Origin of the sequence: Micrococcus sp. HMSC31B01, assembly GCF_001816085.1 — a bacterium.
GTDB classification, from domain to species: domain Bacteria; phylum Actinomycetota; class Actinomycetes; order Actinomycetales; family Micrococcaceae; genus Micrococcus; species Micrococcus luteus.
This window is the reverse complement of sequence record NZ_KV824919.1, coordinates 1-12,038: the sequence shown is the minus strand read 5'-3', so window position 1 is coordinate 12,038 and position 12,038 is coordinate 1. Positions and strand designations below refer to the sequence as shown.

Here is a 12,038-nt window from a genome sequence, read left to right as displayed (position 1 = left end):
CGGCCGTGACGACCGCCCGCTCGCCCACGACGCGGGCCCGACCCGCCCAGCGACGCAGCCGCGCCCCGGCCACGTTCACAGCGCGGTGATCCCGGTGGGCCGTTCGCCGCCGGTCCACGCGATGCGCTCCCGCACGAGCTCCGACCGCTTGCGCTCGAGCATCTCCTGGGCTTCCTCGGTGCGCCCCTGGGCCATGGCCCGGGCGTAGAGGTTGTAGCCGCGCGTCACCGCGCGAGGGCTGCCGTCCATCGTCAGGACGCCCCGCTCGATCCAGATCACGCGCTGGCACATCTCCTGGATGGTGCTGAGGGAGTGGCTGACCAGGAACACGCAGCCGGCCTGCTCGCGCAGCTCGTCGAGCCGCTGGCGCGTGCGCTCCCGGAACTGGGCGTCGCCCGTGTTGAGCGCCTCGTCGATCACGAGGATGTCCGGGTCCACCGAGGTGGCGATCGCGAACTGCAGGCGCGCGGCCATGCCCGAGGAGTACGCCTTGAGCGGCAGCTGGAGCGCGTGGTCGTCGAGGCCGGACAGGGCGACGACGGCGTCCCGCTTGGCTTCCGCCTCCGCGCGGGACATCCCCATCGCCAGGCAGCCCAGACGGATGTTGTCCTCACCGGAGACCTGGCGCACGAGCGCGGCGTTGACGCCCAGCATCACGGGCGTGGAGGTCGCGTAGATGTGGCCGGTGGTCGGGCGCATCTGGCCGGTGATGAGCTTCATCAGGGTGGACTTGCCGGACCCGTTCGTGCCGATCACGCCCACGGACTCGCCGCGCCCCACCACGAACGACAGCGGCTGCAGCGCCTGGACCTCCGTGGTGCGCACGCCGCGGGCGGCGCGGACCCGACCCCGCAGGCCCCGGCGGGGCTGGACCGCTTCGGCCGAGAGGACGCGGTAGGTCATGGACGCCTCGTCGACGACGACGGAGGGAGTCAGCGGCTCCGCGCTCATCGTTCCTCCCCGTAGGTCTCCTCGGCGCGCCAGAACACCACGGTCCCCACCACGAGCAGGGCCGCCGTCCACGCCGCGAGGACGATCCACCGCATGGGGTCCGCGTCGGAGGCGTACAGCAGGGACTGTCGCGCGATGTCCAGGACGCAGAACAGCGGGTTCAGATGCATGGCGGTCATCAACGGCGGGATGTCCGCGAAGCGGTCGGCGCTGAAGAACACGGCGGAGACGTAGAGCCAGATCCGGGTGCCGAACGCGATGAGGTTGGACAGGTCGGACCAGCGGGCCACGTAGCGGGCCAGCAGGAGGGAGGCGCCGACGTTGAACAGCGTCTGCAGCGCCAACAGCGGGATCAGCAGCAGCCAGCGCCACGTGATCTGCTCCATCGGCGGGATGGCCAGGACCAGCACCAGCATCACCACCAGTGTCGGGCCGAAGAGCATCAGCTCGCGGATGTTCGTCGCGATCGGCAGGGTGGCCCGCGGGAAGCGGAAGGCGCGGACGATGGAGAGGTTGGTCGAGATCGAACGCGACCCCGCCGTGATCGCGCTCGAGGTGTAGCGGAACAGGAACACGCCGATGATCAGGTAGCCGAGGAAGTTCGGCACGCCACGGCCGGTGCCCAGCAGCAGCCCGAACACGAGGAAGTACGCCGCGCCGTCGAGGATCGGGTTGAGGACCATCCAGACGCGGCCGAGCGCGTTGACGGAGTTCGCCCCGGCGATCCGGGAGCGGGAGTCGAACAGGATGAACGAGCGGTACTCCCAGAGGGAGGCCAGGTAGCGCGCCAGGCCCGGGCGGGCGCCCACTCGGCGCAGGGTGGCTCCGTCCACGGTGAGGACCGCGGTGCCGCTCGGGACGCGGGGATCGCCGGTGTCTGCCATGCCGTCGCGGCCTCTCTTCATGCAGGCGGGAAGGCGGGCCGGGGCGGCCCGCCGCGAGTCGCCACTCTAGCAACCGGCGGTGCCGCGGCGCCGTCAGTAGACTGGCGACAGCTCGCGCCCGCGTCGAGCCTGATCGGGCCGCGGCCGCGGTCGGTCGTCCAGTCAAGAGGAGCAACTGTGCCCAAGGTCATGCCCATCTACGGAACCCGCCCGGAGGCCATCAAGGTGGCCCCCATCGTCAAGGCGCTGCAGGCTGACGAGCGGTTCGAGTGCGTGGTGACCGTCACGGGGCAGCACCGCGAGATGCTGGACCAGGTCAATGAGCTGTTCGGCATTGTCCCGGACCACGACCTGAACATCATCCAGCCCCGCCAGACCCTCAACGGGGTGTTCGCCCGCACCCTCGACGGGCTCGACGCCGTCCTCGAGCAGGAGCGGCCGGACGCCGTCGTCGTCCAGGGCGACACCACGACCTCGACGGCGGGCGCCGTCGCCGCCTTCAACCGCGGCATCCCCGTGGTCCACGCCGAGGCGGGCCTGCGCAGCTTCGACATCCTCTCCCCGTTCCCGGAGGAGGCCAACCGCAAGATCACCAGCCAGATCTCGGCGCTGCACCTGCCCCCGACCACCGTGAGCCGGGACAACCTGCTGCGTGAGGCCGTGGCCCCGGAGGACGTCTACGTCACGGGCAACACCGTGATCGACGCGCTGCTGGAGGCCGTCAGCCACCAGGTGCCGTTCGAGGACGAGCGTCTGGCCGGGCTGGAGGCGTCCGGCCGTCGCGTCGTCCTGGTGACCACCCACCGGCGCGAGAACCAGGGCGACGCGATGCGCGGCGTCGGGCGCGCCCTGGCCCGCCTGGCCGCGGACCACCCGGAGGTCACCTTCGTCCTGCCGGCGCATCGCAACCCGGTGGTGCGCGAGGCGATCCTGCCGGAGATCGAGGGCCGCGAGAACGTGCTCGTGACCGAGCCCCTGGCCTACGGCGAGTTCACCCACCTGCTGTCGGTGGCCACCGTCGTGCTGACGGACTCCGGCGGCGTCCAGGAGGAGGCCCCGTCGCTGGGCAAGCCCGTCCTCGTGATGCGCGAGAACACCGAGCGTCCCGAGGCCGTGACCGCCGGCACCGTGCGTCTGATCGGCACGGACGAGGAGGTCGTGGTCACCGAGGTCACCCGCCTGCTGACGGACGAGGCCGCGTACAGCGCGATGTCCCAGGCGGTGAACCCCTACGGCGACGGCCGCGCGGCAGAGCGCACCGTCTCCGCGATCGCCGAGCTGCTCGGCGTGGGCGAGCGCATGCCGGAGTTCGCCCCGGACGACCGCGGCTGACCCGCCACGCGCACGAGGCCGTCCTCCCCGTCGGGGAGGGCGGCCTCGAGCGTTCCGGGAGGGGCGGCTCAGCCGTCCTCGCGGTGCGGCGGGCGCGCGTCCTCGGGCTCGATCTTCGGAAGGGCGCCGGTGCGCGGCCCGCCCGGCACCACGGGCAGGTTGGTCTCGGGCGCCCGCCACCACGCGATCGCGCCCAGGAGGATCACGGCACCGGTGACCACGAACGCCCAGCCGTAGCCGGCGACGTCGACCACCAGGCCGGCCGCCAGCGGGCCGACGATCGCTCCCAGGTCCGCGGACATCTGAGCCGAGGACATGACCGAGCCGGAGCGCCGGTCCTGGCCCACGACGTCGGCGATCGCCGCCTGCTGCGGGGCGTTCAGGATGCCCGTGCCCGCGCCGGAGACCAAGCAGGCGATCAGGAACAGCGACGGAGTGCCGACCCAGCCGATGGCGCCCGTGGTCACGGCCATCACGAGCAGACCCGTGAGGATCAGGGGCTTGCGTCCGTGCACGTCGGAGAGCCGGGAGCTGAACGACACGGCCACCACGTTGCCCAGCGCGAACACGGACAGGGCCAGGCCCGCCATCATCGCCCCGTCCACCTGCCAGCCGAGCAGGCCCGTGCCGGCGAACGCGGTGGCCGCGAACAGGGGCATCACCGAGTTGCGCACACCGAACGTCGCCCAGCCGTTGGCGAAGAAGGAGACCAGCGCGGCCCGGTAGGACGGGTTGGACAGGGCCTCCCGGACCGGCATGGCGGGGCGGACGTCGCGGACGGCGCGGTCCGCGAGCCGGGTGTCCTTGAGCAGGAAGAACACGAGGGCCGCCGCCACCACCAGGGAGCTGCCGTAGATGAGGAACGGGGCCCGGTACCCGAACACGGACAGGGCGGAGCCCACGATCGGACCCACGATGTTGCCGATCAGGAACGCGGACGCGTAGGCGCCCGAGATCCGGCCGCGCATCGTGGGCGGGGACTTGCGGGCCAGGAACGCCATGGCGGACACGGTGAAGAGGGTGGAGCCGACGCCGCCGAGCGCCCGGAAGAGGAGCAGCTGCGGGAAGGTCTGCGCGAAGGCCACCAGGAACATGGACGCGGCCACGATCAGCACGCCCGTCATGTACACGGGCGTCTCGCCGAGCCGGTTCGTCAGCTTGCCGGAGACCGGGGCGAACAGGAGGCGGGTCAGCCCGAACGCGGACACGACGGCGGCCACCCCGACGGCGGACGCGTCGAACGTCGCCGCGTACTGCGGCAGCAGCGGGGCGATGATGCCGAAGCCGATCGCGATGATGAACGCGGCGGCGACGAGGACCTTGATCTCACGGGGCAGGGGGACCCGCGAGGAGCGGGCGGACGACGACGGCATGACCGCCATCTTCGCACGGCGCCGGGTGTGCGGCCCGGGGCGGGCGACGGCCCGTGTGACAGACTGGGCCCGTGGAAATCGTGCTCATAGTCTCAGTCGTGGCCGCCCTGCTGCTGGGCGGCGTGCTCGTCGGCCTGCTGGATCGGCGCCCCGCCCCGCCGAAGGGCTCGTACCAGGGAGTGCGGGACGCGGACGACCCGCGCCCGAGTCCGCGGCACGCGGCCCCGTCGGGGTCCACCGCCGTCCTGGAGCGCCCCGAGGTCGACGAGGCGCCGGCCGTCGTCGCCGAGCCGGAGCCCGCCGTCGTCGAGGAGGTGGAGCCCGCCCCGGCGAAGCCCGAGTACGAGCGGCCCGAGGCCGCCGGCTCGCGCCTGGCCCGCCTGCGGGCCCGCCTGCTCAAGTCCAACAACGTCTTCGGCAAGGGCCTGCTGGCGCTGCTGTCCCAGGACCGCATCGACGACGACGTGTGGGACGAGATCGAGGAGACGCTGCTGATGGCGGACCTCGGCACCGAGCCCACCCTGGAGCTCGTCGACCGCCTCAAGGCCCGCGTCACGGTCGAGGGCACGCGTGACCCCGAGCAGGTGCGCACCCTGCTGCGCGAGGAGCTCGTGGCGATGGTGGACCCCTCGATGGACCGCCGTCTCGCCGCGACCCGCAAGGGCGACCGCCCCGCCGTGACCATGGTCGTGGGCGTCAACGGCGTCGGCAAGACCACCACCGTGGGCAAGCTCGCCCGTGTGCTCGTGGCGGAGGACCGCACCGTCGTGCTCGGCGCCGCCGACACCTTCCGCGCCGCCGCCGCCGAGCAGCTCGCCACGTGGGGCGCCCGCGTGGGCGTCGAGACCGTCCGCTCCGAGAAGGAGGGCGCCGACCCGGCGTCCGTCGCCTTCGAGGCCGTGGAGCTCGGCATCGCCGAGGGCGTCGACGTCGTGCTCGTGGACACCGCGGGCCGCCTGCAGAACAAGGCCAACCTCATGGACGAGCTCGGCAAGATCAAGCGCGTCATCGAGAAGCAGGCCGAGGTGGACGAGGTCCTGCTCGTGCTCGACGCCACCACGGGCCAGAACGGCCTGACCCAGGCGAAGGTGTTCGCCGAGGTCGTGGACGTCACCGGCATCGTGCTGACCAAGCTGGACGGCACCGCCAAGGGCGGCATCGTGATCGCCATCCAGCGCCAGCTCGGCGTGCCCGTCAAGCTGATCGGCCTCGGCGAGGGCCCCGATGACCTCGCACCGTTCACCGCCGAGGGCTTCGTGGACGCACTGCTGACCGACTGACGTCCCGCACCCGGTCCAGGGCCCCTCCCGACGACGTCGGGAGGGGCCCTGTTCAGTCACGGAGACGTCATCGACGTGTGGCGTGGCCCACTCCTCCGGTATCGTCCCTCCATCGGCCCCGATCGGGGCCGGGCAGCGACGCCGCGGGACGGGCGTTCGCCCCCGGCTCGCGGCCCGGACCGAAGGAGACCCCCATGGAGGAGTCGAACGTCCTGGACGCAGGGACAGTGTGGATGGTGACGAGCGCGGCGATGGTCCTGCTCATGACACCCGGACTGGCCATCTTCTACGGCGGCATGACCCGCGCGAAGTCCTCGCTCAACATGATCATGATGTCCTTCGTCTCGATGGGCCTCGTCGGAGTCGTCTGGGTCCTGTGGGTCCACGGGATGACCGGCGGCGACGGGTGGGCCGGGGTGGTGGGGAACCCCGCCGGTGACCTCGGGCTGACCGGCACGATGGCCGAGGGCGGGCTCGTCGCCGCGGCCTACGGCGCCACCTTCGCGATCATCGCGGTCGCCCTCATCTCCGGCGCGGTGGCCGACCGGTTCAAGTTCGTCACGTGGTGCGTCTTCGTGCCCGTCTGGACCACCGTCGTCTACGCCCCGCTGGCCTACATGGTGTGGGGCGGCGGGCTCCTCTCCGAGGACGGCGCCATCGGCGCCCGCCTGGGGGAGGCCCTCGACTTCGCCGGTGGCCTCGTGGTGCACATCAGCGCCGGCGTGGCCGCCCTCGTGCTCGCGCTGCTGCTGGGCAAGCGCCACGGCTTCGGCGTGGACCCCGGCCACCGGCCGCACAACGTCCCGTTCACCATGCTCGGCGCGGCCCTGCTCTGGTTCGGCTGGTTCGGGTTCAACGGGGGCGCGGCGGGCGGCGTCGACGAGCTCGGACTGATCTGGGTGGACACCCTCGCCGCCGGCGCCGCCGGCATGCTCGGCTGGGTGTTCGTGGAGTGGCTGCGCCGCGGCCGGCCGACCTCGATCGGCACCGCGTCCGGGATCGTCTCGGGCCTGGTCGCCATCACGCCCGCGTGCGCCTATGTGAGCCCCCTGGGGGCCGTGGTGATCGGCCTGGTCTCCGGTGCGGCCAGCGCGCTCGCGGTCAACCTCAAGTACCGCCTCGGCTTCGACGATTCGCTCGACGTCGTCGGCGTGCACCTCACCTCCGGCATCCTGGGCACCGTGCTGATCGGCTTCTTCGCCCTGCCGGGCGAGGGCAGGGCGGGCCTGTTCTACGGCGGAGACGCCGGTCTCCTGGTGGCCCAGACGGTGGCCGTGCTCGTCGCCGTGGTCTTCACCGCCGTGGTGACCACCGCCATCGCCCTGGTCCTGCGCGGGACCATGGGCCTGCGGGTGAGCAAGGAGGACGAGGAGCGGGGCGTCGATCTGACCCTGCACGACGAGTCGGCCTACGACGTCGGCTTCGGCGGGGTGCCCGTCCCCGCCGAGGCGCGGTGAGCCGCGGCGGACGGGTGAGGCCGGTCGGTTGCTAGGCTTGGCGGGCGCCGCGGTGGATGCCGCGGCGCCCGCGACCGACCGCGTCCGGATCAGTCGACCCCGCTTCGAAGGATCACACCCGCCGTGTTCAACTCCCTGTCCGACCGCCTCACAGCCACCTTCCGCAGCCTCAAGGGCAAGGGGCGGCTGAGCGAGGCGGACATCGACGCCACCGCACGCGAGATCCGCCGCGCCCTCCTGGACGCCGACGTCGCCGTGCCCGTGGTCCGCCAGTTCATCGCGCAGATCAAGGAGCGCGCCCTCGGAGCCGAGGTGGCCCAGGCCCTGAACCCGGGCCAGCAGGTCGTGAAGATCGTCAACGAGGAGCTCGTGGGCATCCTCGGCGGCGAGACCCGGCGCATCCAGCACGCCAAGACGGGCACCACCGTCATCATGCTCGTGGGCCTGCAGGGCGCCGGCAAGACGACCCTCGCCGGCAAGCTCGCCCACCTGCTCAAGTCCCAGGGCCACACCCCGCTGCTCGTGGCCTGCGACCTCCAGCGCCCGAACGCCGTGAAGCAGCTGCAGGTCGGCGGCGAGCGCGCCGGCGTCCCGGTCTACGCGCCGCACCCCGGCGTCTCCTCCGAGTTCGAGGCCGCCACGGGCGACCCGGTGCAGGTGGCCCGCGACGGCGTCGCCGAGGCCAACACGAAGTACCACGACGTGGTCATCATCGACACCGCCGGCCGCCTCGGCGTGGACGCCGAGCTCATGCAGCAGGCCGCGGACATCCGCGCCGCCGTGGACCCGGACGAGGTGCTCTTCGTCATCGACGCGATGATCGGCCAGGACGCCGTGGCCACGGCCCAGGCGTTCAACGAGGGCGTCGGCTTCACCGGCGTCGTGCTCACCAAGCTCGACGGCGACGCGCGCGGCGGCGCCGCGCTGTCCGTCCGCCACGTGACCGGCAAGCCGATCATGTTCGCCTCCACGGGCGAGGGCCTGAAGGACTTCGAGGTCTTCCACCCGGACCGCATGGCCTCGCGCATCCTCGACATGGGCGACGTGCTCTCCCTGATCGAGCAGGCCGAGCAGAACTGGGACCGCAGCGAGGCCGAGAAGATGGCCCGCAAGTTCGCGGACCAGGAGGACTTCACCCTCGACGACTTCCTCGCCCAGATGCAGCAGCTCAAGAAGATGGGCTCGCTGAAGAAGATGCTCATGATGATGCCGGGTGCCCAGGGCATGCGGCAGCAGCTCGAGCAGTTCGACGAGTCGTCGATCGGCCGCGTCGAGGCGATCATCCACTCGATGACCCCGCACGAGCGCGTGGCCCCCAAGATCATCAACGGTTCGCGCCGTGCCCGCATCGCCCGCGGTTCGGGCGTGAGCGTGTCCGAGGTCAACGGCCTGCTCGAGCGCTTCGCCGAGGCGCAGAAGATGATGAAGCGCATGGCCGCCGGCGGTGGCATCCCGGGCATGCCCGGGATGCCGGGCGGCGCCTCCCGCAAGACGAAGGGCAAGGGCAAGAACGCGAAGCGCGATCGCGTGAAGTCCGGCAACCCGGCCAAGGCCGCGGCCGAGCGCAAGGCGATCGAGGAGCGGCGCGCCCGCGCCGCCCAGGCGCAGGCCGGGGCGGTGTTCGGCCGCGACGGCGCGGGCATGGAGGGCTTCGACCCGTCCACCCTCAACCTGCCGGCGGGCTTCGAGAAGTACCTCAAGGACCGCTGAGCCGCCCGCTGCTCGGTCGCGGCGCGCCGGGTGTGCACCGGCCCGCCCGATCTGGCAGAATGGCACGGTACTGAGCGTGAGCCCGGACGACCCTCTATCCTCCGCTGCGCTCCGTTCCGTGTGCCAGGTCGTCGACGCCCGCTGCCCCCACGCGGCGTCGTGCCCCGGCCCCCCAGATCCACTGAAGGAGAACCACACTCGTGGCTGTCAAGATTCGTCTGAAGCGGTTCGGCAAGATCCGCGCCCCGTTCTACCGCGTCGTCGTCATGGACTCGCGCACCCGCCGCGATGGCCGTGCCATCGAGGAGATCGGCAAGTACCACCCCACCGAGGAGCCCTCGTTCATCGAGATCGACTCGGAGCGCGCTCAGTACTGGCTCTCCGTCGGCGCCCAGCCGACCGAGCAGGTCGCCGCGCTGCTGAAGGTCACCGGTGACTGGCAGAAGTTCAAGGGCGAGTCGGGCGCCGAGGGCACCCTGAAGTCCAAGTCCGAGAAGGAGGCCTTCGTGGCCCCCGAGAAGGGCTCGGTCATCCTGCCGGAGGAGCCGAAGCAGGAGGAGGCCCCGGCCGAGTCCGAGCAGGCCGCCGAGGCTCCGGCCGCTGAGGCCCCGGCCGAGGACGCCGAGAAGTCCGAGTGACCATGCTGACCGAGGCCCTCGAGCACCTGGTGCGCGGCATCGTGGACACGCCCGAGGCGGTCCGCGTGGACGCCCGCTCCCAGCGGCGCGGCGACATGCTGGAGGTCCGCGTGGCCCCCGAGGACCTGGGTCGCGTGATCGGCCGCCAGGGTCGCACCGCCACCGCGTTGCGCACCGTGCTGGACGGCCTGGCCGGCCACCCCGTCCGCGTGGACGTGGTGGAGACCGACCGCCGCTCCTGACGGCCCGTGACGCACGGCCCGCCCGCCCCTCACCGGGCCGGCGGGCCGTCGTCGTCTGCGGCCCCGCCCCCTCCCGCCACCGACCGTCCCACCCAGGAGAGCCCATGAGTCCCGCAGCCCAGGACGACCTCGTCCGCGTCGCCCGCATCGGCAAGCCGCACGGCATCCGCGGCGAGGTGACCGTGCAGGTCTTCACCGACGACCCGGACGCCCGCTTCGCCCCCGGCGAGCGCCTCGTGGTGCGCGACGGCGCCCCGGGCCTTCCGGCGGAGCTCACCGTCACCCGGGCCCGGTGGAACAAGCAGATCCTCGTGGTCGGCTTCGGCGAGTCGCCGGACCGCAACGTCGCCGAGACCCTGCGCGGCGCCCAGCTGTTCGCCGTTCCCGCCGCGCCCGAGGAGTCCGACGAGTGGTACGAGGAGGACCTCGTGGACCTCGAGGTGCGGGTCGAGGGCGAGCGCGTCGGCGTCGTCACGGCCCTGACCACCGGGGCGGTCCAGGATCTGCTGCACGTCGCGTTGGACGGCGTCGAGGAGGAGGCCCTGGTGCCCTTCGTCGAGGAGATCGTCCCGGAGATCGACCCCGAGGCCGGCGTGCTCGTGCTGACCCCGCCGCCGGGGCTGCTCGAGCTCGCCACCGGCGTCGAGGAGGGCGCCGTAGACGGGCCCGCCGATGCGGATGCGGAGGACTGAGCGGTGCGCTTCGACGTCGTCACGATCTTCCCCGAGTACCTCGCGGTGCTCGACGTCTCGCTGCTGGGCCGTGCCCGCCGCGAGGGCCTCGTGGACGTGCACGTCCACGACCTGCGCGACTTCACCGTCGACCGGCACCGCACCGTGGACGACACGCCCTACGGCGGCGGCGCCGGCATGGTGATGAAACCGGAGCCGTGGGCGCTCGCGCTCGAGCACGTGGCGGCCCAGGGGCCCGTGTCACCGGCCCCCGCCGAGTCGTCGTCGGCGGAGCCGGGGGACCGCCCCGTGCTGCTCGTGCCGACGCCCTCGGGGGAGCGCTTCACCCAGCGGTTCGCCCGGGAACTGGCGGGCCGGGAGCACGTGGCGATCGCGTGCGGCCGCTACGAGGGGATCGACGAGCGCGTCTTCGGCTGGGCCGAGGAGCTCTTCGAGGTGCGGCTGGTCTCGCTGGGCGACTACGTGCTCAACGGCGGCGAGGTCGCGGCGCTGGCGATGATCGAGGCCGTCGGCCGCCTCGTGCCGGGCGTCGTGGGCAACCCGGCCTCGCTCGTCGAGGAGTCCCACGAGGACGGCCTGCTGGAGTACCCGGTCTACACCAAGCCCGCGGACTGGCGGGGCCGTGCGGTGCCGCCCGTGCTGCTCTCGGGCGACCACGGCAAGGTCGCGGCCTGGCGTCGGGCCCAGCAGGAGGAGCGCACGCGCGAGCGACGTCCGGACCTGTGGGCGGCGTACGACTCCGAGGACTGACCCGCCACGCCCGACGGGCTGGAGGGGCGTCGCGACGTCGTCGGCTGTGGCATAATGGGTCCTCGTGTCCGCCGGACGCCCGACCTGCCACAGGGGGCGCGCGTCAACGGATCGGACCCCGGGACCGCACCCCACGTGCGGAGCCCGGCCCTCGGCTCGGGACCCGGCCCCCTCGTCATGCGGACGTGGACGGGCCGTGCGCCCGCCTACCACGCGGTTGACCTGTGGCATCCGCCAGGAGAGACGACATGCACATTCTCGACTCGTTCGACAAGAAGACGCTGCGCGACGACATCCCGGAGTTCGCCCCCGGCGACACCGTCAAGGTGCACGTGAACATCATCGAGGGCAAGACTGCCCGCGTCCAGGTGTTCCAGGGCTACGTCATGGGCCGTCAGGGCTACGGCGTGCGCGAGACCTTCCGCGTCCGCAAGGTGTCCTTCGGTGTCGGCGTGGAGCGCGTGTTCCCGGTGCACTCCCCGGTCATCGACAAGATCGAGGTCGTCACCAAGGGCGACGTGCGCCGCGCGAAGCTGTACTACATGCGCGACCGCCACGGCAAGGCCGCCCGCATCCGCGAGAAGCGCGTCGACGCCAAGTGATCATCCCGGTCGGCCCCGCCGACCGGTGATCGACCCATGCGCACCTCGGAGCCCCGTGACCCCCGCCGGTCACGGGGCTCCGTCGCGTCCGGGGCCGGCTCCTCCTCGGGCCCGACGGCGGCCCCCG

12 protein-coding genes are annotated in these 12,038 nt (G+C 72.3%); 9 read left to right on the top strand and 3 right to left on the bottom strand.

Going from position 1 to position 12,038, the window contains the following annotated elements; genetic code table 11:
- Positions 1-75: 75 nt before the first annotated feature.
- Positions 76-951, bottom strand: a complete 876-nt coding sequence (locus HMPREF3105_RS01620) for an ABC transporter ATP-binding protein (RefSeq protein WP_070708619.1) — start codon at positions 949-951, stop codon at positions 76-78.
- Positions 948-1,835, bottom strand: a complete 888-nt coding sequence (locus tag HMPREF3105_RS01615) for an ABC transporter permease (RefSeq protein WP_070708618.1) — start codon at positions 1,833-1,835, stop codon at positions 948-950. Before HMPREF3105_RS01615 ends, HMPREF3105_RS01620 begins: the two co-directional genes overlap by 4 nt.
- 177 nt (positions 1,836-2,012) lie before the next feature.
- On the opposite strand from HMPREF3105_RS01615, the gene wecB reads away from it, so the two are divergent.
- Positions 2,013-3,167: a non-hydrolyzing UDP-N-acetylglucosamine 2-epimerase gene (gene wecB, locus HMPREF3105_RS01610; RefSeq protein WP_070708617.1), complete on the top strand. Its 1,155-nt coding sequence runs from the start codon at positions 2,013-2,015 to the stop codon at positions 3,165-3,167.
- Positions 3,168-3,235: 68 nt separating this feature from the next.
- Here wecB and HMPREF3105_RS13750 read toward each other — a convergent pair whose 3' ends face one another.
- A complete protein-coding gene (locus HMPREF3105_RS13750) occupies positions 3,236-4,540 on the bottom strand; it encodes an MFS transporter (protein WP_063190365.1) in 1,305 nt (434 codons plus the stop codon).
- Between the two features lie 71 nt (positions 4,541-4,611).
- On the opposite strand from HMPREF3105_RS13750, the gene ftsY reads away from it, so the two are divergent.
- The 8 genes from ftsY (at position 4,612) to rplS (ending at position 11,911) form a co-directional block, all read left to right on the top strand.
- On the top strand, positions 4,612-5,820 hold the full coding sequence (gene ftsY, locus HMPREF3105_RS01600; RefSeq protein WP_189338149.1) for a signal recognition particle-docking protein FtsY: 1,209 nt from the start codon (positions 4,612-4,614) through the stop codon (positions 5,818-5,820).
- A gap of 194 nt (positions 5,821-6,014) precedes the next feature.
- Positions 6,015-7,277, top strand: a complete 1,263-nt coding sequence (locus HMPREF3105_RS01595; RefSeq protein ID WP_070708615.1) for an ammonium transporter — start codon at positions 6,015-6,017, stop codon at positions 7,275-7,277.
- Between the two features lie 123 nt (positions 7,278-7,400).
- The gene (ffh, locus tag HMPREF3105_RS01590) at positions 7,401-8,987 is read left to right on the top strand and encodes a signal recognition particle protein (protein WP_020628323.1); all 1,587 of its coding nucleotides are present in this window, start codon (positions 7,401-7,403) and stop codon (positions 8,985-8,987) included.
- A gap of 200 nt (positions 8,988-9,187) precedes the next feature.
- A complete protein-coding gene (gene rpsP / locus HMPREF3105_RS01585) occupies positions 9,188-9,625 on the top strand; it encodes a 30S ribosomal protein S16 (protein WP_036340115.1) in 438 nt (145 codons plus the stop codon).
- Positions 9,626-9,627: 2 nt separating this feature from the next.
- Positions 9,628-9,867, top strand: a complete 240-nt coding sequence (locus HMPREF3105_RS01580) for an RNA-binding protein (protein ID WP_029248213.1) — start codon at positions 9,628-9,630, stop codon at positions 9,865-9,867.
- Positions 9,868-9,971: 104 nt separating this feature from the next.
- Entirely contained in the window at positions 9,972-10,559 is a 588-nt protein-coding gene (rimM, locus tag HMPREF3105_RS01575) for a ribosome maturation factor RimM (RefSeq protein WP_070708614.1), read from the top strand.
- 3 nt (positions 10,560-10,562) lie between these two features.
- On the top strand, positions 10,563-11,309 hold the full coding sequence (trmD, locus tag HMPREF3105_RS01570) for a tRNA (guanosine(37)-N1)-methyltransferase TrmD (protein WP_036312840.1): 747 nt from the start codon (positions 10,563-10,565) through the stop codon (positions 11,307-11,309).
- Positions 11,310-11,557: 248 nt separating this feature from the next.
- On the top strand, positions 11,558-11,911 hold the full coding sequence (gene rplS / locus HMPREF3105_RS01565) for a 50S ribosomal protein L19 (RefSeq protein WP_036340124.1): 354 nt from the start codon (positions 11,558-11,560) through the stop codon (positions 11,909-11,911).
- The last annotated feature ends 127 nt before the right edge of the window (positions 11,912-12,038 follow it).

Bases quoted from the DNA above. Each gene is read 5' to 3' on its own strand.
- HMPREF3105_RS01620 (WP_070708619.1), bottom strand. From the start codon at position 951: ATGAGCGCGGAGCCGCTGACTCCCTCCGTCGTCGTCGACGAGGCGTCC.
- HMPREF3105_RS01615 (WP_070708618.1), bottom strand. From the start codon at position 1,835: ATGGCAGACACCGGCGATCCCCGCGTCCCGAGCGGCACCGCGGTCCTC.
- HMPREF3105_RS13750 (WP_063190365.1), bottom strand. From the start codon at position 4,540: ATGCCGTCGTCGTCCGCCCGCTCCTCGCGGGTCCCCCTGCCCCGTGAG.
- HMPREF3105_RS01595 (WP_070708615.1), top strand. From the start codon at position 6,015: ATGGAGGAGTCGAACGTCCTGGACGCAGGGACAGTGTGGATGGTGACG.
- HMPREF3105_RS01580 (WP_029248213.1), top strand. From the start codon at position 9,628: ATGCTGACCGAGGCCCTCGAGCACCTGGTGCGCGGCATCGTGGACACG.
- rimM (WP_070708614.1), top strand. From the start codon at position 9,972: ATGAGTCCCGCAGCCCAGGACGACCTCGTCCGCGTCGCCCGCATCGGC.
- rplS (WP_036340124.1), top strand. From the start codon at position 11,558: ATGCACATTCTCGACTCGTTCGACAAGAAGACGCTGCGCGACGACATC.